Raw genomic sequence first — 21,314 nt, forward strand, 5'->3', positions numbered from 1 at the left:
GTGCAGCCCGGGGTGACGCGCAAGCAGCTCAACGAGGCCATCAAACACCTGGGGCGTTCATGGGCTCTCCGGGGGCGGGCGGACGGCGCCAAGCGGGTTTCCGATAATGCCGGGATTATCGGCTTGGCCGTGCAAGAAGGGACAACAGCCATGGGCAATCGACTCACGCAAATCGCCACCCGCACCGGCGACGGGGGAACCACGGGGCTGGGCAACAACCAGCGCGTCAGCAAAAACAGCCTGCGCGTGCACGCCATGGGGGATGTGGACGAGCTCAACTCCCACATTGGCCTGTTGCTGTGCGAGGACATGCCGGCCGATGTGCGCGCGGTGCTGGTGGAGATCCAGCACCAGCTCTTCAACCTGGGCGGCGAGCTGAGCGTGCCGGGCTTCGAGCTGCTCAAGCCCGAGGCGGTGCTCGCCCTGGACGAGGCGCTGGAGCACTACAACGCCCAACTGCCGCGGCTGCAGGAGTTCATCCTGCCCGCGGGGACCCGTGCCGCCGCGCAGGCGCATGTGTGCCGCACCGTCGCCCGCCGCGCCGAGCGCAGCGTGGTCGCCCTGGGGCAGGAGGAGGCCATTCACGACGCGCCGCGGCAGTACCTCAACCGCCTGAGCGATCTGATGTTCGTGCTGGCGCGGGTGCTCAACCGCATGCATGGGGGCGACGACGTGTACTGGAAGAGCGAGCGGCTGCGGCGCGGGGAGCCGGGCTGACAGGCCGTGTTCACGCTAGCATGATGCTCGGGTTGAGCACGCGCAGCGCCTGACCGAACACCGCGTCGTCGAGCCTTGCCAGCGGGTGGGGCGGGCCGCGCGCACGCCCGGGTTGTTCCCCCAAGCCTTGATCGACGGCACCGCTTCCGTCATCGCGTGTTTCCAGGGAGTTTATACAGTGTCCAGTGTCGGGACCATAGAACCAACCCCAGGGGGTTCAAGCGCCCCATGCTTTGCGGCGAAAGGGCGCGTGTCGGAATTTTTCCGACAAAGGGCACGACGGAGGCCGACACGTCGAACAGACACCTTCGGATTCAAGCAGAGGTGGCGGGTTTTCACAATCCTTTTCAACGAACCGACGCTTTTCGGGCTGTGTTAAACCCCCTGGCCCGGGGCGCGCAAACCGACGAAAAGGAGTGCTGCCATGACCGCCACCGCCGCCCTGAACGAGACCGACCGCGAGCAACTGCTGGCCGAGATCCGCGAGGCCAACCTGACCTACCTGATGCTCGCGCAGCGCCTGATTCGCGCCGACAAGGCCGAAGCCACCTTCCGCCTGGGCTTGAGCGAGGAATCGGCCGGTCTGCTCGCCGCTCTGTCGCCGGCGCAGATCGTCAAGCTGGCCAGCCACAACACGCTGTTGTGCCGCTTCCAGGCCGACGACGACATGGTCTGGAAGCTGCTGACCAGCAGCCACGCCCCCCAGCGATCGGTGGGCGAGGCCGCGCAGCGCCTGCACGCCAGCATCCTGATGGCCGGCCGCCTCGCCAACGTCTGACCGCTGCCCGCTCACGCCCTAGACCCACTCGCCCGCCCGGAGTCCCGCCATGACCACCGCCGTCCGCAAGTCGCCCGCCCGCAGCATCGTCCACGAAAGCCGCGACATCGAGCGCGCCGTCGCCCTCATCGGTCTGGGCGCACGCCTGCAGGTGCTGGAGAGCGAGACGAACCTGTCGTACGAGAAGCTGCTGCGGCTGTACAAGGAGGTCACCGGTCGTTCTCCAAGCAAGGGGCAGCTGCCGTTTTCCACGGACTGGTTTTTGGCCTGGCAGCCCAACATCCACGCCTCGCTGTTCGAGAACATCCGCCAGTCGCTGCTCAAGACCGTGGCGCTGGAGGACATCGACGCCATCATGAAGGCCTACCGCCTGTACGAGGAGCAGATGCAGGTCTGCGGCATCGAGCCGCTGCTGAGCTTCACCCGCGCCTGGCGGCTGAGCCGGTTCATGGACGCGGGCATGCTGGTGCGCACGCGCTGCACCTGCTGCGGCGGGCACTTCGTCGCCGATCCCTACGTCAACGCCCGCCACTATGTGTGCGGCCTGTGCAAGCCGCCGGCGCGTGCCGGCAAGGGCCGCGCCGAAGGGGCGCTGCGCGTCGGCGCCTGACGCCCCGCGGGCCGGCGCTACCATCGCGGGCATGTCCCGCTCCCGTTCCGCGGCGGCGCCGGCCGCGTCCGCTTTGCCCGCTCCCGGTGCGCTGCAGGCGCGCATCGAGTCCTTCGCGCGCCTGGAGCGTGTCCACGCGGGCTCGCTGATCATCTCGGTCTTTGGCGACGCGGTGCTGCCGCGCGGCGCGCGCCTGTGGCTGGGCAGCCTGATCCAGTTGCTGGAGCCGCTGGGCATCAACGAGCGCCTGGTGCGCACGGCCGTCTACCGGCTGGTGCAGGACGGCTGGCTGGTCAACCAAGCCTGCGGCCGGCGCACCGACTACATGCTCACCGCCGCCGGGCGCGCCCGCTTCGAGGAAGCCTCGCGCCAGATTTATGCCGCGCGCGCCCCGCGCTGGGACCTGCACTGGCGGCTGCTGCTGGTCACCGGTGCGCTGTCGCCGCGCGACCGCGAGCGCCTGCGCCGGTCGCTGTTCTGGCAGGGCTATGGCGAACTGCCCGGGGGTATCTTCGTCCACCCCAGCGCCGACGTGGGTGCGACCTTCGAGGCCTTGCAGGCCGACGGGCTGGGCGAACGCCGCGCCGACCTGTTGCCCCTGCGCGCCGAGCGCCTGCCCCTGCGCGGCACCGCCCCCGACCGCGACCTGGTCCGCCAAGCGTGGAATCTGGAGGCGCTGGCGGGCGAGTACGCGATCTTCGTGGCGCGGTATGCCCCGCTGGTGACGGAGCTGGAGGCGCACGGCCCCCCTGCGCCCGCGCCGGCGTTTCTGGGGCGCACGCTGCTCATCCACGACTGGCGGCGCCTGCTGCTGCGCGACCCCCAGTTGCCGGAGGAACTGCTGCCGCGCGACTGGCCGGGCGAGCGCGCGCGCCACGTCTGCCGGCGCCTGTACCGGCTGCTGCTCGCCCCGGCCGAGCAGCACCTGGACGAGCGGCTGCACCTGGCCGACGGCCACGTGCCGGGCGCGGCCAACTGGCTGTGGCAGCGCTTCGAGTCCCTGGAGGATGAGTGCTCCCTGGGCGCGCCGCGTTTGGCGTGAGGGCGTGACCGCACCGCGGGGTCGGCCGCAGGGTTCTGAAAACCGCAGGGTTTCGGGTAAACCCTGGTGCGCACCGGGCCGGCTTTCATTGATACTGAACTGCAAATAAACACTGCAATCTTTGTATCACGATGAGCGCCGACGCCGCCCCTCCCCCCACCGACCCGCAGGCCCTGGCCGAAGCGGTCGGTGCCGCCATGTGGGTCCGCGACCACGCCACCCAGGCGCTGGGTATGCACCTGGACGCCATTGCGCCGGGCCGGGCCGTGCTGTCCATGCCCGTGCGGCGCGATATGGTCAACGGCCACGCCATCTGCCACGGCGGCCTGATCTTCACGCTGGCCGATAGCGCCTTTGCCTACGCCTGCAACAGCTACAACCACAACACGGTGGCGTCGGCCTGCCACATCGACTTTCTGGCGCCGGCGCGCGAGGGCGACGTGCTGGAGGCCGAGGCCGTCGAGCGCTCGCTGGCGGGCCGCACGGGGGTGTACGACATCACCGTGCGCGTGCGGGGCGGGCGCACGGTGGCCCTGTTCCGCGGCAAAAGCTACCGGCTCAGCGGCGAGGTGATCGCCGGGCTGGCCCAGGCGGCCGACGGTGCCGCACCCCGCTCGCGCTGATGTGGCGTGGCCTTTTCCCGAGACTTCCCCCCCCTGGAGACCCCGATGCCCGTCAAAACCCCGCGCCCCGGCGATCTGGAGCCGATCGAGACCGCCAGCCGTGACGAGGTGGCGGCGCTGCAGCTCGAGCGCCTGAAGTGGAGCGTGCGCCACGCCTACGAGAACGTGCCGCACTACCGCGCCAAGTTCGACGCCGCCGGGGCTCACCCGGACGACCTGAAGACGCTGGCGGACCTGGCCAAGTTTCCGTTCACCACCAAGGCCGATCTGCGCGACAACTACCCGTTCGGGATGTTTGCCGTGCCGCGTGAACGCGTGGCCCGTGTTCACGCCTCGTCGGGCACCACGGGCAAACCCACCGTGGTGGGCTACACCCTGCGCGACATCGACACCTGGGCCAACCTCGTGGCGCGCTCCATCCGCGCCGCCGGCGGCCGCCCAGGCGACATCGTGCACGTGGCCTACGGCTACGGGCTGTTCACTGGTGGGCTGGGAGCGCACTACGGTGCCGAGCGGCTGGGCTGCACCGTCATCCCCATGTCCGGTGGCCAGACCGAAAAGCAAGTCCAGCTCATCATGGACTTCAAGCCCGACATCATCATGGTCACGCCCTCGTACTCGCTGGTGATCGCCGAGGAGTTCGAGCGTCTGGGCATCGCGCCGGAGCAGATTTCGCTCAAGGTGGGCATCTTCGGTGCCGAGCCCTGGGGCGAGGGCATGCGCGCCGAGATCGAACGCAAGCTCGGGCTGGACGCGGTGGACATTTACGGCCTGTCCGAGGTGATGGGCCCGGGCGTGGCCAACGAGTGCATCGAGAGCAAGGACGGCCCGGTGATCTGGGAGGACCACTTCTACCCCGAGATCATCGACCCCGACACCGGCGAAGTCCTGCCCGATGGCGAGGAGGGTGAGCTGGTCTTCACCTCGCTGTCCAAGGAGGCGATGCCCATCATCCGCTACCGCACGCGCGACCGCACGCGGCTGCTGCCGCCCACGTCGCGTGCCTTCCGCCGCATGGGCCGCATCACAGGCCGCACCGACGACATGCTGATCCTGCGCGGCGTCAACGTCTTTCCGACGCAGATCGAGGAGCAGATCCTGCGCGATGCGCAGCTGTCGGGCAACTACCTGCTGGTGCTGACGCGCGACGGCCATCTGGACCAGCTGGAGGTGCGCTGCGAGCTGCAGCGCCACCTGAGCGGGCGCCTTTCCGATGCCGAGCGTGCCGCGATCGGCCGCGAGTTGCAGCACCGCATCAAGACCTTCATCGGCGTCAGCACCCGCGTGACGGTGCTCGACGCCGACGCACTGCCGCGCACCCAGACCGGCAAGGCCAAGCGGGTCCAGGACGACCGCCCCCGCACCGCCTGACGCCGCTGCCCTTTCCGCCACCGGAGACCCACCATGTACACCCAAGCGCTGAGCATCCCCGACCCCGCCGGCAAGGTCCAACCGATCCAGTCCGACGAGCCGGCCGACAAGCTGGACGCCTTCCAGGCGCGCATCGACGCGGACGGCCGCATCGAGCCGCAGGACTGGATGCCCGAGGCCTACCGCAAGACCCTGGTACGCCAAATCAGCCAGCATGCGCACAGCGAGGTGGTGGGCATGCTGCCGGAGGGCAACTGGATTACGCGCGCGCCCAGCCTCAAGCGCAAGGCCATCCTGCTGGCCAAGGTGCAGGACGAGGGCGGCCACGGCCTGTACCTGTACTCGGCGGCCGAGACGCTGGGGGTCAGCCGCGCCGAGCTGATCGAGCAGCTTCTCACGGGCCGCGCCAAGTACAGCTCGATCTTCAATTACCCGACCCTCAACTGGGCCGACGTCGGCGTCATCGGCTGGCTGGTGGACGGCGCGGCGATCATGAACCAGATCCCGCTGTGCCGCTGCAGCTACGGGCCATACGCGCGCGCGATGATCCGCATCTGCAAGGAAGAAAGCTTCCACCAGCGTCAGGGCTACGAGCTGCTGCTGACGATGATGCGCGGCACCGACGAGCAACGCCGCATGGTGCAGGACGCCGTCAACCGCTGGTGGTGGAAGTGCCTGGCGATGTTCGGTCCGCCCGACAGCGCCAGCGTGCACAGCGAGCAGAGTATGCGCTGGGGCATCAAGCGCATCAGCAACGATGAGCTGCGCCAGAAGTTCGTCGACGCCACCGTGCCGCAGGCGGAGGTGCTGGGCGTGACGCTGCCGGACCCGAAGCTGAAGTGGAACCCCGAGCGTGGCCACTACGACTTTGGCGAGATCGACTGGGAAGAGTTCTGGCAGACCGTCAACGGCCACGGTCCCTGCAACAAGGAGCGCCTGGCCACCCGCGTCAAGGCGCACCAGGACGGTGCCTGGGTGCGCGAAGGTGCCCTGGCCCACGCCCGCAAGCGCCGCGAGCGCGATCTGAAGGCCGCCGCCTGAGCGTCGGCAGCCCGTCATCGACCCGAGCGACCCAAGGAGTCCCCCGATGAGTCAACCCGTCACCCCCGCGAGCGCGGATGCGTCCGCCAAAGCCACCCCGGCCCTAAAAGACTGGCCGCTGTGGGAAGTCTTTGTGCGCAGCAAGCAGGGCCTGGAGCACAAGCACTGCGGCAGCCTGCACGCCGCCGACGCCGAGCACGCCCTGCAGATGGCGCGCGACATCTACACCCGGCGCCAGGAAGGCGTCAGCATCTGGGTCGTGCCCTCCGCGGCGATCGTTGCCAGCCGGCCCGCGGACAAGGGTGAGTTCTTCGAGCCCTCGGCCGACAAGATCTACCGCCACCCGACCTTCTACGAAATCCCCGAAGAAGTGGGACACATGTGATGGATACCGTGGCCACCGACACGACCGTGCTGGTCGACTATCTGCTGCACCTGGGCGACAACGCCCTGGTGCTGGGCCAACGCAACAGCCAGTGGTGCGGCGTGGGGCCGGTGCTGGAGGAGGACTTGGCGCTGGCCAACCAGACGCTGGACCTGATCGGCCAGGCCCGCCTGCTGTACCAGGAGGCGGCGCGGCTGCAGGGCGGCGATGCCACCGAGGACAGCTATGCCTACTGGCGTGACGCGCATCAGTTCCGCAACTACGTGCTGCTGGAGCTGCCGGCCAGTCTGCCGCGCGTCGGCTATGCGCAGGGCGACATGGATTGGGGCGTGACGCTGGCGCGCAACTTCCTGTACAGCGCGCTGATGGTGCCGCTGTGGGACGCGCTGCAGGCCAGCCGCCACGAGCCGCTGGCCGCGATCGCTGCCAAGTCGCTCAAGGAGGCGCGCTACCACCTGCGCCACGCCAGCGACTGGGTGGTGCGGCTAGGCGACGGCTCCGACACCTCACACGCGCGCATGCAGGCCGCCTTCGACCACCTGATGCCGTACACGCAGGAGTTCTGGACACCGAGCGACTTCGAGCGCGCGGCGGTGGAAGCCGGCATCGGCGTGGACGTGGCCGGTTTGCGTGACGTCTGGCGCGCCACGGTCTCCGCCACCCTGCAAGAGGCCACGCTGCGCGACCCTTCCGATCAGGGGTATGTGCCCCAGGGCAAAAACGGCCTGCACTCCGAGCACCTGAGCTACCTGCTGGGCGAGATGCAGTCGGTCGCGCGGGCCCATCCTGGCGCGGTTTGGTGAATCCGGTCCCGGCCATGTCCACCGCCGCCGCCCTGCCCGTGACCGCCGAATCGATTGCGCGCGTGCGCGCCGCCCTCGATGGCCTGACGGACCCGGAGATCCCCGTCGTCACCCTGGCGGAGATGGGCATCCTGCGCGATGTGCGTCCCGCCGCCGACGATCCGGCGCTGGTCGAGGTGGTCATCACACCCACCTACAGCGGCTGCCCGGCCATGGGGCAGATCGAGGACGACGTGCGCGCCACCCTGCAGCGGCTGGGTGTGCCGGGCCGCGTGACCACGCAGCTCGCCCCCGCCTGGACCACGGACTGGATGACCGGGGTGGCGCGCGACAAGCTGCGCGCCTACGGCATCGCCCCGCCGGGCCGCTGCAGCGCCGAGGGCACCGGTCCCGGCGAGCGCATCGTGCGCTTCGTGCCGCGCGCGCCCGAGCCGGTCGCCTGCCCGCGCTGCGGCTCCACCCACACCCGCGAGGTGTCGCACTTCGGCTCCACCGCCTGCAAAGCGCTGTGGCAGTGTCTGGACTGCCGCGAGCCGTTCGACCACTTCAAGCCCCATTGACCACCCACCGACCGTCGAGGGTTCCATGAGCGTTCCCCATTTCCACGAACTCACCGTCAAGCGCATCAGCCCCGAAGCCGCCGGCTCCGTGGCCGTCACCTTCGACATCCCGGGCCCGCTGCGCGATACCTTCCGCTTCGAGCCCGGGCAGTACCTGACCCTGCGCACCCGGCTGGACGGGCAGGAGCTGCGCCGCAACTACTCCATCTGCAGCCCGCGCTCGCGCCTGGAGCGCCAAGGCGAGCTGGAGGTCGGCATCCGGCCTGTCCAGGGCGGCCGCTTTTCCAACTGGGCGTCCACCGCGCTGCGGCCCGGCCAGCGGCTGGAGGTGATGCCGCCGGAGGGGCGCTTCACGGTGCAGCGCCCGCGCGCCCTGCACCGCGTGGGCTTTGCCGCCGGCTCGGGCATCACGCCCATCTTGTCCATCGCCGCCAGCACGCTGGAGGAGCAGCCCGAGTCCAAGTTCACCCTGGTCTACGGCAACCGGCGCACGGCGACCATCATGTTCAACGAGGCGCTGCAGGACCTCAAGGACCGCTACCCGGACCGCTTCACGATGATCCATGTGCTGTCGCGCCAGGCGCAGGAAGTGGATCTGCTGCAGGGCCGACTGGACGAGGCCAAGGTACGCGCCATCATGGGTGCGCTGCTGCCGCCGGCCAGCATGGACGAGGTGTTCATCTGCGGGCCGGAGGCCATGATCCAGGCCACCGAGCAGGCGCTGCTGGCCGCGGGCGTGCCCGCCCAGCGCATCCGCACCGAGCGCTTTACCACCGGTGCCGCGCAGGCCGCCAAGGTGCAGGCCGACGTCGATGCCGCGGGCGAGCGCCGGCCGGCGCAGGCCGCCGCCCAGGCCATCGTGGTGCTGGACGGCAAGCAGCACGAGGTGCCCATCGGCGTCGGCGAAGCGGTGCTGGATGCGGCGCTGGAGGCCGGGCTGGACCTGCCCTACTCCTGCAAGGGCGGGGTGTGCAGCACCTGCCGTGCCAAGGTGTTGGAAGGCCGCGTGACGATGGATCGCAACTTTAGCCTGACCGACGACGAGGTGGCGCGCGGCTTCGTGCTCACCTGCCAATCGCACCCGGTGACCGAGCGCCTGGTGCTCAGTTTCGATGAGCGTTGACATGCACGATAGTGCATGCTACAACGAGCAACCGCTGACAGGTCCGCCCCGCCGGCCGATTTCCCCACTCACCAGAGGAGACTTTTCATGACCCTGCGCAAACGCTTGCTCGCTTTGGTCGCCGTCGCCGGCCTGACCGGGGCCGCCTGGGCCGACATCACGGTCGGCATAACCGTCTCGGCCACCGGGCCCGCGGCCTCGCTCGGCATTCCGGAGAAGAACACCGTCTCCCTTATGCCCAAGACCATCGGCGGAGAGAAGGTCAACTACATCGTGCTCGACGACGCCAGTGACACCACCGCGGCCGTCACCAACACGCGCAAGCTGATCAGCGAGAACAAGGTCGACATCGTCATCGGCTCCACCACCACGCCCAACTCGCTGGCCATGATCGACGTCGTGGCCGAGGCGCAGGTGCCCATGATCTCCATGGCCGCCTCGGCGCGCATCGTCGAGCCGGTGGACGCCAAGAAGCGCTGGGTGTTCAAGACGCCGCAGAACGACATCCTGATGGCCATGGCGATCGCCACCCACATGGCCGACAACGGGGTGCGCAGCGTAGCCTTTATTGGCTTTGCCGATGCCTACGGCGAAGGCTGGTACCAGGAGTTCGTCAAGGCCGCCGGCCTCAAGAAGCTGCAAATCGTGGCCAACGAGCGCTACAACCGCGCCGACACTTCGGTGACCGGGCAGGTGCTCAAGATCGTCTCGGCCCGTCCGGATGCGGTGCTGATCGCCGGCTCCGGCACCCCCGCCGCCCTGCCGCAAAAACCCTCAAGGAGCGCGGCTTCAACGGCAAGATCTACCAGACCCACGGCGTGGCCAACAACGATTTCCTGCGCGTCTGCGGCAAAGACTGCGAAGGCACGCTGCTGCCCGCGGGCCCGATGCTGGTGGCCAGCCAGTTGCCCAACGACCATCCGGTCAAAAAGTCGGCCCTGGCCTATGTGCAGGCCTATGAAGGGGCGTACGGCCAGGGCTCGGTGAGCACCTTCGGCGGCCATGCCTGGGATGCCGGTCTGCTGCTTGCTGCCGCGGCGCCCGAGGCGCTCAAGAAGGCCAAGCCGGGCACGCCGGAGTTCCGCGCCGCGCTGCGCGATGCGCTCGAAGGCCTGAAGAACGTGGCCGGGGCGCACGGCATCTTTACCATGTCGCCGACCGACCATGCCGGCCTGGACCAGCGCGCCCGCGTGATGGTCAAAGTCGAAAACGGCACCTGGAAGTACCAGCCCTGAGCCGTCACCCCGGGCGCGTCGGCATCCCGGATGCCGCGCGCGTGGGTGCTCCCTTGACCTTGCCGGCGGCGCCAGCCGCCGGCGCTGTGGTGTGACCCCATGGATCTGCAAATCGCCCTGTTCCTGGGCCAGGACGGGATCATCAACGGCGCCATCTATGCCCTGATGGCGCTGGCGCTCGTGCTCGTGTTCTCCGTGACTCGGGTGATTTTCGTCCCGCAGGGGGAGTTGGTGGCCTACGGGGCGCTCACGATGGCCGTGCTGCAGGCCGGCGGTACCCCCGCGACCCTGTGGTTGCTGCTGGCCATGGCGGCCGCGACGCTGGCCGTGGAAGCGTGGCGCCAGCGGCGGGGCGGACAGGTGGACTGGTGGTCCACTGGTCTGTGGTGCGGCGTGTTGCCGGCGCTGGCGGCGCTGGCCGTCTGGTGGCAGCCGACCACGCTGGTGGGCAAGGCGCTGACCGTGCTGCTGCTGGTCACGCCCTTGGGGCCGTTGACCTATCGGTTGGCGTTTCGGCCGTTGTCGCACGCGACGGTGTTGGTGCTGCTGATCGTCTCGGTCGCGCTGCACGGCGTACACATGGGGCTGGGGCTGTGGTTCTTTGGCGCCGAGGGTTCGCGCACTCCGCCGTTCTCGGAGGCGCGGTTCGACCTCGGCAGCGTGCCCGTCAGCGGCCAGTCGCTGGTGGTGCTGGGCGTGACCGGGCTGCTGGTGGTCGCGATGTTCGTGTTCTTCGAGCGCACGTTGCTCGGCAAGGCACTGCGCGCCACGGCCATCAATCGCGTCGGCGCGCGCCTGATGGGTATCCCGACCGAGCTGTGCGGTGATCTGAGTTTTGCTCTGGCGGCGCTGATCGGGGCGGTCTCCGGGCTGCTCATTGCGCCCATCACCACCATTTATTACGACACGGGCTTTCTGATTGGGCTTAAGGGCTTCGTCGCCGCCATCATCGGCGGTCTGGCCAGCTACCCGGCTGCCCTGCTGGGCGCGGTGCTGGTGGGGCAGCTCGAGGCCTTCGCGTCGTTCTGGGCCAGCGCGTTCAAGGAGGTGCTGGTGTTCACACTGATCATCCCCGTGCTGCTGTGGCGCTCGCTGCGCAGCCACCATGTGGAGGACGAGGAATGAGCGCCGACACCCGCGCCCCCCACGTCGAGGCTGCCGCGCCCGCGACCCCCGGCGTCGGGGTATCGCCCCGCAGGGTGACGCTCGGCCTGGTGCTGGCGCTGGCCGCCGCCTGGGGCTTCCTGCCCGATTTCACCGTTACCCTGCTCAACTACATCGGGCTGCATGCTCTGGTGGCGCTGGGGCTGGTCATGCTGACGGGTGTGGGGGGTATGACCTCGTTTGGTCAGGCCGCCTTCGTGGGCCTGGGGGCCTATGCGACGGCCTGGGTCTGCACATCGCCCGACGTGGCTGCCGCCCTGTCCGGCCTGCCCCCGCAGGCCTTGCCGTGGGTGGGGTTGGTCCTGGGGCTGGTGCTGACCTTCGGGGTGGCCTGGGGGCTGGGCGCGGTGACGCTGCGCCTGGGGGGCCACTATCTGCCGCTGGCCACCATTGCCTGGGGGCTGAGCCTGTACTTTTTGTTTGGCAACCTGGGCTTTCTGGGCGGGCACACGGGGCTCACCGGCATCGCCCCGCTGACGCTGTTGGGGGTCTCGCTGGCCGATCCGCGCGCGCTGGGTATCCTGATCTGGGTGATTCTGCTGCTGGCGGTGTGGGCGTTGCACAACCTGCTCGATTCGCGTGAGGGACGCGCCATCCGCGCGCTCAAGACCGGCCGCGTCATGGCCGAGTCCATGGGCGTGGACACGGCGCGCCAGCGCATCAAGGTGTTCGTGCTGGCGGCGCTGCTGGCTGCGGTGTCGGGCTGGTTGTATGCCCACCTGCAGCGCTTCGTCAACCCGACGCCGTTCAATCTAAACATCGGCATCGAATACCTATTCATGGCGGTGGTCGGCGGCAGCGGGCACCTGTGGGGGGCGCTGCTCGGCGCAACACTGATCGCCTTGCTCAAGGAGCAGTTGCAAGACTGGCTGCCCAAGCTGTTTGGCATGAGCGGCAACTTCGAGGTCATCGTTTTCGGCCTGCTGATGATGCTGGTGCTGCAGCGCTACGCCGACGGACTGTGGCCCACGCTGGCCGGCTGGGCGCGCCGGGCGGGCGTGGTGTCCCCGCCGCGCAAGCTACCGGCGCCGGCCGCCCTGCCGGGCCGTGCCCTGCCCGCCGTGGGCACGGTGCTGATCGAGGCACGCGACGTCACCAAGCGCTTTGGCGGCCTGGTGGCCAACAGCCAGGTGTCGCTGGAGGTGCGCGCCGGCGAGGTGCATGCGCTGATCGGTCCCAACGGTGCCGGCAAGAGCACCTTCTTCAACATGATCTCGGGCGTGGACGACCCGACCGAGGGCGAGGTTCGGCTGCTGGGCCAGCCCATGGTCGGGCGACCCTCGCGGGACTTTGCCGCGCTGGGCCTGGGGCGAACCTTCCAGCACGTGCGGCTGCTGGGCCAGCGCAGCGTGCTGGACAACGTGGCGCTGGGCGCGCACCTGCGCGGGCGGCGCGGCTGGCTGGCCAGCATGCTGCGGCTGGACCGTCACGAGGAAGCCGCGCTGCTGGCCGAGGCGATGCGCCAAATCGAGCGCTGCGGGCTGACGGAGCACGCGCACACGCCCGCGGGGTCGCTGGCCTTGGGCCAGCAGCGCATCGTCGAGATTGCCCGGGCGCTGGCGGCCCAGCCGGTGTTGCTGCTGCTGGACGAGCCGGCCGCGGGCCTGCGCCATCTGGAAAAGCAGGCCCTGGCGCGGTTGCTGGACCAGTTGCGCCGCGAGGGGCTGGGCATCCTGATCGTGGAGCACGACATGGAATTCGTGATGAACCTGGCCGACCGCATCACGGTGCTGGACTTTGGCACCGTGATCGCGCGCGGCACCCCGGCCGAGGTCCAGCGCGACCCGCGCGTGCTGGCGGCCTATCTAGGCGACGATGGTCTGGGAGGCGCCGCATGAGCCCCGCCGAACGCACGCCGCTGCTGCGTCTGCGCGGCTTTTGCGTCTCCTACGGGCCGGTGGAGGCACTGCACCAGGTCGATCTGGACGTTCATGAGGGCGAGATCGTCACCGTCATCGGCCCCAACGGGGCGGGCAAGACCACGCTGCTCAACGCCGCGATGGGCCTGCTGCACTCGCGCGGCGAGCTGGCCGTGGCCGGCGAGGTGGTGCCGCGGCCCAGCGTCGAGCGCATGGTGGCGCGCCAGGTGGCGCTGGTGCCGGAAAAGCGCGAACTGTTCGGCGAGATGTCGGTGGAAGACAACCTGCTGCTGGGCGGCTTTGCGCGCTGGCGCCGCGGCGACCGCACGCAGCGCGAGCGCATGGAGGAGGTGTTCGCGATCTTTCCGCGCCTGCGCGAGCGCCGGGCGCAGATGGCGGCCACACTATCTGGCGGCGAGCGCCAGATGCTGGCGATTGGCCGTGCGCTGATGGCCAAGCCGCGCCTGCTGATGCTGGACGAGCCGTCGCTGGGCCTGGCGCCGCTGATCGTGCGCGAGGTGCTGCAGACCGTGGCGCGGCTGCGCGAGGTCGGTGTATCGGTGCTGCTGATCGAGCAAAACGCCCGTGCCGCACTGCAGATCGCCGACCGCGGCTACGTGCTGGAGATGGGCGCCATCGCCCTGTACGGCGCGGCCGAGGACCTGCTGCACGACCGCCGCATCGTCGAGACTTACCTGGGCTTGGGCGGTCACCGAGCCGCCGAGCCGGCTGTCCCGTCCACCGCGGCTGCCTGACGCCCAGCCCGCCGCCCCGGCGCCGGGCCCGGTGTGTCACGGCGACCCGCATCTTTCTGTTTTCGATGGAGAGCACGACCCCGATGAACGAAATCCCCGTCCTGCAGAGCTACATCGCCGGCCGCTGGTTCGGCCACACCCCGGCGCAGACGCTGCGCAGCGCCGTCAACTGCCGCCCGGTGGCGGCCACGCATGCCGAGCCGATCGACTTCGCCGAGGCGCTGGCGCACGCGCACCGGGCGCAGGCGGCGCTGCTGCGGCTGGACTTCCAGCAGCGCGCCGCGCGTCTGAAGGCCCTGGCCAAGTACCTGATGGAGCGCAAGGAGGCGCTGTACGCCGTCTCCGCCCACACCGGCGCCACACGCCAAGACGGCTGGATCGACATCGAGGGCGGCATTGGCACGCTGTTTGCGCACGCGAGCCTGGGCAGCAACGAGCTGCCGAGCGGCAACCTGCTGCACGAAGGCCCGCCGGTGCCGCTCGGCAAGCAGGGGCACTTTGCCGGCACGCACATCCTGGTGCCGCGCGCCGGCGTGGCGGTGCACATCAACGCCTTCAATTTCCCCGTCTGGGGGCTGTTGGAGAAGTTCGCGCCGACCTTCCTGGCCGGTATGCCGTGCATCGGCAAGCCCGCCACCGCCACCAGCTACCTGACCGAGGCGCTGGTGCGCCTGATCGTCGACAGCGGTCTGCTGCCCGAAGGCAGCCTGCAGCTCGTCATCGGCGGCACCGGCGATCTGCTGGATCGGCTGGAAGGCCAGGACGTGGTCACCTTCACCGGCAGCGCCGACACCGCGGCGCGGCTGCGCGCGCACCCCAACCTGGTGCGTCAGTCGATTCCGTTCAACGCCGAGGCCGACTCGCTCAACAGCGCCATCCTGGCCCCCGACGTCACCCCGGACGACGAGGAGTTCGACCTCTACGTCAAGGAGGTGGTGCGCGAGATGACCGTCAAGGCCGGGCAGAAATGCACCGCGATCCGCCGCGCGCTGGTGCCACGCCGCCACCTGGAGGCGCTGGCCGAGCGGCTACGCGCGCGCCTGGCCAAGGTGGTGGTGGGCGACCCGGCGCTGGAGGGCGTGCGGATGGGGGCGCTGGCCTCGCACGCGCAGCAGCGCGACGTGGCCGAGCGCGTGGCCCTGCTGCGCGCCGGCGCCGAGGTGGTGTGGGACGGCGGGCCAGACTTCGCGCCGCTGGGCGACGGCACCGCCGAAGGCGCGTTCTGCGCGCCGACGCTGCTGCTGGCGCGCGACCCGCACGGCCACGCCGCGGTGCACGAGGTAGAGGCGTTCGGCCCGGTCAGCACGCTGCTGCCTTACGACGATCTGGACGAGGCGCTGGCCCTGGCCGCGCGCGGCCGCGGCAGCCTGGTGGCCACGCTGGTCACGCGCGATCCTCGGGTGGCCGCGCACGCGATTCCGCTGGCCGCGGCGTGGCACGGCCGGCTGCTGGTGCTGGACTGTGAGGCCGCGGCCGAATCCACTGGCCACGGCTCGCCGCTGCCGCCGCTGAAGCACGGCGGCCCGGGCCGCGCCGGTGGCGGCGAGGAGCTGGGGGGCCTGCGCGCCGTCAAGCACTATTTGCAGCGCGCCGCGGTGCAGGGCTCGCCGACGATGCTGACGGCCGTGACCGGCGAATATGTGCGCGGCGGCGCGCGCCTCGAGACCGAGGTGCATCCGTTTCGCCGTTGCTTCGAGGATCTGCGCATCGGCGAAAGCCTGCTGACCCACCGCCGCACCGTCACCGAAGCCGACATCGTCGCCTTCGGTGGCATTTCCGGCGACTACTTCTACATGCACTTCGACGAGATCGCCGCCAAGGACTCGCCGTTCGGGCGCCGCATCGCGCACGGCTACTTCGTGCTGTCGGCGGCGGCGGGCCTGTTCGTCTCGCCGGCGCCGGGGCCGGTGCTGGCCAACTACGGCCTGGAGACGCTGCGCTTCGTCAAGCCGGTGGCCATCGGCGACACCATCCAGGCGCGCCTGACCTGCAAGCGCAAGATCGACCGCGCTAAGACCGACGCCCAGGGCCGCGGCCAGGGCGTGGTGGCGTGGGACGTGGAGGTCATCAACCAGCACGGCGAGCTGGTGGCCAGCTACGAGATCCTGACGCTGGTGGCCAAGCGTGCCTGAGGACCGCGCCGGGCGGGAGGTCGCGCCGTGATGCGCCTGCCGCCGGCTTCCCCGTTCGTTTCCCATCCAGACCCTCCGCCATGACGACCCACGCCTTCATTTGCGACGCCATCCGTACCCCCTTCGGCCGCTACGGCGGCGCCCTGTCCGGCGTGCGCACCGACGACCTGGCCGCCAAGCCGATCGAGGCGCTGATGGCGCGCCACCCGCGCCTCGACTCGGGCGCGCTGGACGACGTGATCCTGGGCTGCGCCAACCAGGCCGGCGAGGACAACCGCAACGTCGCGCGCATGGCCGCGCTGCTGGCCGGTTTGCCGGTGGAGGTGCCGGGTGCGACCGTCAACCGGCTATGTGGCTCCGGGCTGGATGCGGTCGGCAGCGCCGCGCGCGCCATCCGTGCCGGCGAGGCCGAGCTGTTGATCGCCGGCGGGGTGGAGAGCATGAGCCGCGCGCCGTTCGTGATGCCGAAGGCCGAGGCGGCGTTTGCCCGCACCAATGCGGTCTACGACACGACGATCGGCTGGCGCTTCGTCAACCCGCGCATGCAGGCGCTGCACGGCACCGATTCGATGCCGGAGACGGCGGAAAACGTCGCCACCGAGTTCGGCATCACGCGCGAGGATCAGGACCGTTTTGCGCTCGCGTCGCAGCGCAAGGCGCTGGTGGCGCAGCAGGCTGGCGTGCTGGCGCAGGAGATCGTGCCGGTGACGATTCCGTCGCGCAGAGGCGAGCCGGCCGTGGTGGCGCACGACGAGCACCCGCGCGAGACGACGCTGGAGGCGCTGGCCAAACTGAAGGGCGTGGTGCGACCCGGCGGCACCGTCACCGCCGGCAACGCCAGCGGCGTCAACGACGGCGCCTGCGCGCTGATCGTGGCCAGCGAGGCCGCCGCGGCGCGCCACGGTCTGACGCCGCGTGCGCGCGTGGTCGGCATGGCGGTGGCGGGCGTGCTGTCGCGCATCATGGGCATCGGCCCGGCGCCGGCCACGCGCAAAGTGCTGGCACGCACGGGCCTTGAGCTCAAGCAGATGGACGTGATCGAATTGAACGAGGCGTTCGCCGCGCAGGCGCTGGCGGTGCTGCGGCTGCTGGGCCTGCCGGACGACGACGCGCGCGTCAACCCCAACGGCGGCGCCATCGCGCTTGGCCATCCGCTCGGCGCCAGCGGCGCGCGGCTGGTGACGACCGCCGTCAACCAGTTGCACCGCAGCGGCGGACGCTACGCGCTGTGCACGATGTGCATTGGCGTCGGGCAAGGCATCGCGCTGGTGCTGGAGCGTGTCTGAGCAGCGGCTGCGCTGGTCGCGGCAGCCGCAAAAAAAAGAACCCCGACCTAAAGGGCCGGGGTTGCAAGCCTTTTGCTGTCACACACAAAGGCACCCGCTCAGGGAGGAAAAGCGGGGAGCCGCGCGAACGACTCGGGACGAAATCTACCACAAGCTGACAGCGAATTCAACACAAAGCCGTAAAAAAGCCACTCGAAGGCCACCGAACGAATTAAATATCACTGTTGTCATTTCTGGCCTGGAGCTCGAAGCGCAGCAGCCGGCATTCGATGGGGCCGTTGAAGAGTGGCACGCGCCGGCTGGCCTGCAGCCGCAGGTGCCGGGGCAGGTCCCGGTCAGGGGTCAGCACCCAGGCGGTCCAGCCGCCGAAATGCGTTTTCCAGTGGGCGGCCAGCCGCTCGTAAAACACGTCGGCGCCCAGGCCGCCCGCCACCCCCGCGGCTTCGATGCGTTCGCCATAGGGCGGGTTGAGCAGCAGCACCCCGGGGCGGTCCGTGGGAGGCAGGCGCTGCAGGGCGTCCCCCCCGCGGAACTCGACGGCTGCCCCGACGCCGGCGCGCTCGGCGTTGCGGCGCGCGAAATCGACCATGCGAAACGCCACATCGCTGCCGTAGGCCAGCGGCGGATGACCGGTGGGCCAGGGGCGCTCGTGCGCGCGCGCCTGTTCGCGCAGCGCCACCCAGCGGGCGGCATCGTGGGGCAGCAACCGCTCGAACGCAAAGCGCCGTTGCCGTCCCGGAGCCTGCCGCAGCGCGATCTGCGCGGCCTCGATGACCAGCGTGCCGCTGCCGCAACAGGGGTCGAACAGCGGCACCGGCTCGCCGTTGGAGTCGGCGCCAGTCCAGCCGGTGGCGGCGATCATGGCTGCGGCCAGCGTTTCCTTGAGCGGGGCGTCGCCTTTGTTGGTGCGCCAGCCGCGTTTGAACAGCGGCTCGCCGCTGGTGTCCAGCGCCAGGCTTAGCCGATCGGCGCTCAGGTGGGCGTACAGGCGCACATCCGGGTGCGCGGTGTCCACGCTGGGCCGCGCGCCGCAGCGCGCGCGCACCCGGTCGCAGACGGCGTCCTTGATGCGCAGGGCGGCGAAGTTGAGGCTGCGCAGCGGGCTGCGCTGGGCGGTCACCTCGACTTTGATGGTGCGCGCGGGGGTGAACCACGCTTCCCACGGCACGTCGGATGCGGCGGCGTACAGGTCGTCCTCGTGGCGGTAGGGGCCCTCCCACAGGCGCACCAGCACGCGCTGGGCGATGCGGCTGTGCAGGTTGAGGCGCAGCACCGTGTCCCAGTCGCCGCGCAGGCCGACGCCCGTGCGGCCCACGTGCAGGGCGTCGGTGGCAAGGCCGGTCAAGCGGGCGACCTCGTCGGCCAAAAACGGGGCGCTGCCGCCGGCGCAGGGCAGAAACAGATCGAATACGGGCATGGGGTTACAGGGTCTTGCGCAGGCTGGCGGTGGGGATGCGCAGGGCCTCGCGGTATTTGGCGACGGTGCGCCGCGCGCATTCGATGCCCTGCTCCTTGAGCAAATCCGCGAGCTGGCTGTCGCTCAGCGGTTTGCGTGGATCCTCGCCAGCGATCATTTGCTTGATGAGGGCCCGCACGGCCGTGCTGGATGCGTTACCGCCGGCGTCCGTGCCCAGGCTGGAGCCGAAAAAATACTTCAGCTCGAAGGTGCCATACGGGGTGGCCATGTATTTGGCCGTGGTGACACGGCTGATGGTGGACTCGTGCAGGCCCAGTTCGTCGGCGATGTCGCGCAGCACCAGCGGCCGCATGCCCACCTCGCCATGCAGGAAGAAGCTGCGCTGCCGCTCGACGATGGCGCGCGCCACGCGCAAGATGGTGTCGAAGCGCTGCTGCAGGTTTTTGATGAACCAGCGCGCCTCCTGTAGCCGCTGTTGCAGCTCGCCTCCGCGCAGGCCGCGCAAGGCCTGCGCGTACAGGTCCGACACGCGCAGTCGTGGCAGCACGGCGGGGTTGAGCTGTACGTCGAACTGCGCCCCCTGCACGGTGACGATGACGTCGGGCACGATGATTTGCCGCTGCGCGTCGGCAAAGCGCCGGCCGGGCTTGGGCTCCAGGCGGGTCAGCAGCGCCAGGCCCGCGCGCAGGGTCGCGTCGTCCAGACCCGTGGTCTGGGCCAGCCGGCGCATGTCGCGCCGGGCAATCCATTCGATGGGCTGCTCGCACAGGGCCAGCGCGGCGCGCGCCTCGGGCGTGTTGGGCTGCTCCAGGATCTGCAGCCGCAGGCATTCGCCCAGATGGCGCGCGCCGACGCCAGCGGGCTCCATCGCCTGCAGCCAGCCGAGCGCGCGCCGCATCAGCGAGGCGACCTCCTCCTGCCGCGCTTCGCCGGCCGTCGGGTCGGCCGCCTGCACATGCCGCCACAGCGCCGCCGTCAGGTCCTCCAGCGAGTCGCCCAGGTAGCCGTCGTCGTCCAGCGACTCGATCAAAAAATACAGCGCCGCGCGCTCGTCGTCGTCCAGATGCAGGGCCAGGGCCTGCCGGTGCAGGTGGTCTTGCAGGCGTTCGGTGCCGCGCGCCAGCTCGGCGGCGCTGCCGTGCTTCTCGTCCGCCTGGCGGCCATCCCGATCGATCCCCGGCCCGTCCCACGACCAGTCGGTGTCGTCCGGGGCGAAGGCGTCGTCGGCATCCCCGGTGCCCGCATCCGACTCCGCCGGTGTGGGCCAGTCGTCGGGCGCCGCGGGGCTGGCGCTCTCCAGCAGTGCCACCGTGTCGGGCAGGCCCGGCTCGTCCCCGCCGTGGGCGGGGGGGGTCAGCGCCGGATCGTCCGCCCCGCTGTCGGTGTCGCCATCGGCGTCGCCAACCGCCCCGGCCTGCGCCGCCTGCTCCCCCGAACCGTCGGGCGCGTCCTCGTCGTCCGCGCGCTCGAGAAAGGGGTTGTCGGCCAGCATCTGCTCGACTTCCTGCGCCATCTCCAGGGTGGAGAGCTGCAGCAGCCGGATCGATTGCTGCAATTGGGGCGTCAGGGTCAGGTGCTGCGAAGCGCGCAGCGCGAGGCCGGGCTTCATGCGCGCTACAGTCGGAAGTGTTCGCCCAGGTAGACCCGGCGCACATCGGCGTTGTCCACGATCTCGGCGGGTGTGCCGCGGGCGAGGACCCGCCCTTCGCTAATGATGTACGCCTGGTCGCAGATGCCGAGCGTCTCGCGCACGTTGTGGTCGGTGATCAGCACCCCGATGCCGCGCGCCTTCAGAAAACCGATGATGCGCTGGATCTCGATGACCGCGATGGGGTCGATGCCCGCAAACGGCTCGTCCAGCAGGATGAAGCGCGGTTGCGCGGCCAGGGCGCGCGCGATCTCGACGCGCCGACGCTCGCCGCCCGACAGCGCGGGGGCGGGCGCGTCGCGCAGATGATCGACGTGCAGCTCCTCCAGCAGGGCGTCCAGGCGCGCGCGCAGCACGGGCTCCGGCAGGGGGTGGCCCGCCTCGTCGTGTTGCAGCTCCAGCACGGCGCGGATGTTTTGTTCGACCGTCAGCTTGCGAAAAATCGACGCCTCCTGCGGCAGGTAGCCCAAGCCCAGTCGCGCACGGCGGTGGATGGGCAGGTGCTCCACCCGCTGTCCGTCGATCCACAGCCGCCCGGCGTCGGCCCGGACCAGGCCGACGATCATATAAAACGATGTCGTCTTGCCCGCTCCGTTGGGCCCCAGCAGCCCCACCACCTCGCCGCTGCGCACCTGCAGCGACACGTCGTGCACGACGGTGCGGCGGCCGTAGCGCTTGTGCAGGCCCTCGGCACGCAGGCAGATGGCGGGTGTCGCGGTCACGGGCGGCGCTCCAGGCGGTCGCTCGGGGTTAGGGTGGGGGTGG

Annotated in this window: 19 protein-coding genes and 1 pseudogene; 17 read left to right on the plus strand and 3 right to left on the minus strand. The window is 70.0% G+C overall.

Translation table 11 applies throughout. The features are described from left to right. Nucleotides 1-150 precede the first annotated feature (150 nt). The 17 genes and pseudogenes from V7026_RS06795 to pcaF all read left to right on the plus strand — a co-directional run bounded on the left by V7026_RS06795 (nt 151) and on the right by pcaF (nt 17,484). Entirely contained in the window at nt 151-717 is a 567-nt protein-coding gene (locus V7026_RS06795; RefSeq protein ID WP_334154623.1) for a cob(I)yrinic acid a,c-diamide adenosyltransferase, read from the plus strand. 424 nt (nt 718-1,141) lie between these two features. Next, nucleotides 1,142-1,495 carry a flagellar transcriptional regulator FlhD gene (gene flhD, locus V7026_RS06800; protein WP_334154605.1) on the plus strand — a complete coding sequence of 118 codons (354 nt, stop codon included), beginning with the start codon at nt 1,142-1,144 and terminating at the stop codon, nt 1,493-1,495. Between the two features lie 49 nt (nt 1,496-1,544). After that, on the plus strand, nt 1,545-2,105 hold the full coding sequence (gene flhC, locus V7026_RS06805) for a flagellar transcriptional regulator FlhC (protein ID WP_334154606.1): 561 nt from the start codon (nt 1,545-1,547) through the stop codon (nt 2,103-2,105). A gap of 31 nt (nt 2,106-2,136) precedes the next feature. Continuing rightward, complete coding sequence (gene paaX, locus V7026_RS06810; RefSeq protein WP_334154607.1) at nt 2,137-3,147, plus strand: phenylacetic acid degradation operon negative regulatory protein PaaX; 1,011 nt, start codon at nt 2,137-2,139, stop codon at nt 3,145-3,147. A gap of 131 nt (nt 3,148-3,278) precedes the next feature. Then, nucleotides 3,279-3,770 carry a hydroxyphenylacetyl-CoA thioesterase PaaI gene (gene paaI, locus V7026_RS06815; RefSeq protein ID WP_334154608.1) on the plus strand — a complete coding sequence of 164 codons (492 nt, stop codon included), beginning with the start codon at nt 3,279-3,281 and terminating at the stop codon, nt 3,768-3,770. Nucleotides 3,771-3,815: 45 nt separating this feature from the next. Then, the gene (gene paaK / locus V7026_RS06820) at nt 3,816-5,141 is read left to right on the plus strand and encodes a phenylacetate--CoA ligase PaaK (protein WP_334154609.1); all 1,326 of its coding nucleotides are present in this window, start codon (nt 3,816-3,818) and stop codon (nt 5,139-5,141) included. Nucleotides 5,142-5,174: 33 nt separating this feature from the next. Then, nucleotides 5,175-6,182: a 1,2-phenylacetyl-CoA epoxidase subunit PaaA gene (paaA, locus tag V7026_RS06825; protein ID WP_334154610.1), complete on the plus strand. Its 1,008-nt coding sequence runs from the start codon at nt 5,175-5,177 to the stop codon at nt 6,180-6,182. A 46-nt stretch (nt 6,183-6,228) separates the two neighbouring features. Next, nucleotides 6,229-6,567, plus strand: a complete 339-nt coding sequence (gene paaB / locus V7026_RS06830; RefSeq protein ID WP_334154611.1) for a 1,2-phenylacetyl-CoA epoxidase subunit PaaB — start codon at nt 6,229-6,231, stop codon at nt 6,565-6,567. Further along, nucleotides 6,567-7,370: a 1,2-phenylacetyl-CoA epoxidase subunit PaaC gene (paaC, locus tag V7026_RS06835; protein ID WP_334154612.1), complete on the plus strand. Its 804-nt coding sequence runs from the start codon at nt 6,567-6,569 to the stop codon at nt 7,368-7,370. The genes paaB and paaC overlap by 1 nt, the downstream gene beginning before the upstream one ends. 14 nt (nt 7,371-7,384) lie before the next feature. Further along, on the plus strand, nt 7,385-7,930 hold the full coding sequence (gene paaD / locus V7026_RS06840) for a 1,2-phenylacetyl-CoA epoxidase subunit PaaD (RefSeq protein ID WP_334154613.1): 546 nt from the start codon (nt 7,385-7,387) through the stop codon (nt 7,928-7,930). Between the two features lie 25 nt (nt 7,931-7,955). Beyond that, the gene (paaE, locus tag V7026_RS06845) at nt 7,956-9,053 is read left to right on the plus strand and encodes a 1,2-phenylacetyl-CoA epoxidase subunit PaaE (protein ID WP_334154614.1); all 1,098 of its coding nucleotides are present in this window, start codon (nt 7,956-7,958) and stop codon (nt 9,051-9,053) included. An 87-nt stretch (nt 9,054-9,140) separates the two neighbouring features. Next, nucleotides 9,141-10,288 (plus strand): annotated as a pseudogene (locus V7026_RS06850) (ABC transporter substrate-binding protein). Between the two features lie 99 nt (nt 10,289-10,387). Continuing rightward, complete coding sequence (locus V7026_RS06855; protein WP_334154615.1) at nt 10,388-11,413, plus strand: branched-chain amino acid ABC transporter permease; 1,026 nt, start codon at nt 10,388-10,390, stop codon at nt 11,411-11,413. Further along, the gene (locus tag V7026_RS06860; protein WP_334154616.1) at nt 11,410-13,290 is read left to right on the plus strand and encodes a branched-chain amino acid ABC transporter ATP-binding protein/permease; all 1,881 of its coding nucleotides are present in this window, start codon (nt 11,410-11,412) and stop codon (nt 13,288-13,290) included. Before V7026_RS06855 ends, V7026_RS06860 begins: the two co-directional genes overlap by 4 nt. Further along, entirely contained in the window at nt 13,287-14,066 is a 780-nt protein-coding gene (locus V7026_RS06865; RefSeq protein WP_334154617.1) for an ABC transporter ATP-binding protein, read from the plus strand. Before V7026_RS06860 ends, V7026_RS06865 begins: the two co-directional genes overlap by 4 nt. An 83-nt stretch (nt 14,067-14,149) precedes the next feature. Further along, nucleotides 14,150-16,198 (plus strand): phenylacetic acid degradation bifunctional protein PaaZ, encoded by a 2,049-nt coding sequence (gene paaZ / locus V7026_RS06870; protein ID WP_334154618.1) that lies wholly within the window; start codon nt 14,150-14,152, stop codon nt 16,196-16,198. Nucleotides 16,199-16,278: 80 nt separating this feature from the next. Continuing rightward, nucleotides 16,279-17,484: a 3-oxoadipyl-CoA thiolase gene (gene pcaF / locus V7026_RS06875; RefSeq protein WP_334154619.1), complete on the plus strand. Its 1,206-nt coding sequence runs from the start codon at nt 16,279-16,281 to the stop codon at nt 17,482-17,484. 211 nt (nt 17,485-17,695) lie between these two features. Here pcaF and V7026_RS06880 read toward each other — a convergent pair whose 3' ends face one another. From V7026_RS06880 to lptB, 3 genes are read right to left on the minus strand one after another with little or no spacing between them, the layout of a single operon-like run. After that, nucleotides 17,696-18,901 carry a THUMP domain-containing class I SAM-dependent RNA methyltransferase gene (locus V7026_RS06880; protein WP_334154620.1) on the minus strand — a complete coding sequence of 402 codons (1,206 nt, stop codon included), beginning with the start codon at nt 18,899-18,901 and terminating at the stop codon, nt 17,696-17,698. A gap of 4 nt (nt 18,902-18,905) precedes the next feature. Continuing rightward, nucleotides 18,906-20,510: an RNA polymerase factor sigma-54 gene (rpoN, locus tag V7026_RS06885; protein ID WP_334154621.1), complete on the minus strand. Its 1,605-nt coding sequence runs from the start codon at nt 20,508-20,510 to the stop codon at nt 18,906-18,908. Nucleotides 20,511-20,515: 5 nt separating this feature from the next. Beyond that, nucleotides 20,516-21,271, minus strand: a complete 756-nt coding sequence (gene lptB, locus V7026_RS06890; protein WP_334154622.1) for an LPS export ABC transporter ATP-binding protein — start codon at nt 21,269-21,271, stop codon at nt 20,516-20,518. Nucleotides 21,272-21,314 lie beyond the last annotated feature (43 nt).

Source organism: Tepidimonas sp. (genome assembly GCF_036825565.1).
Classification (GTDB): Bacteria; Pseudomonadota; Gammaproteobacteria; order Burkholderiales; family Burkholderiaceae_C; genus Tepidimonas.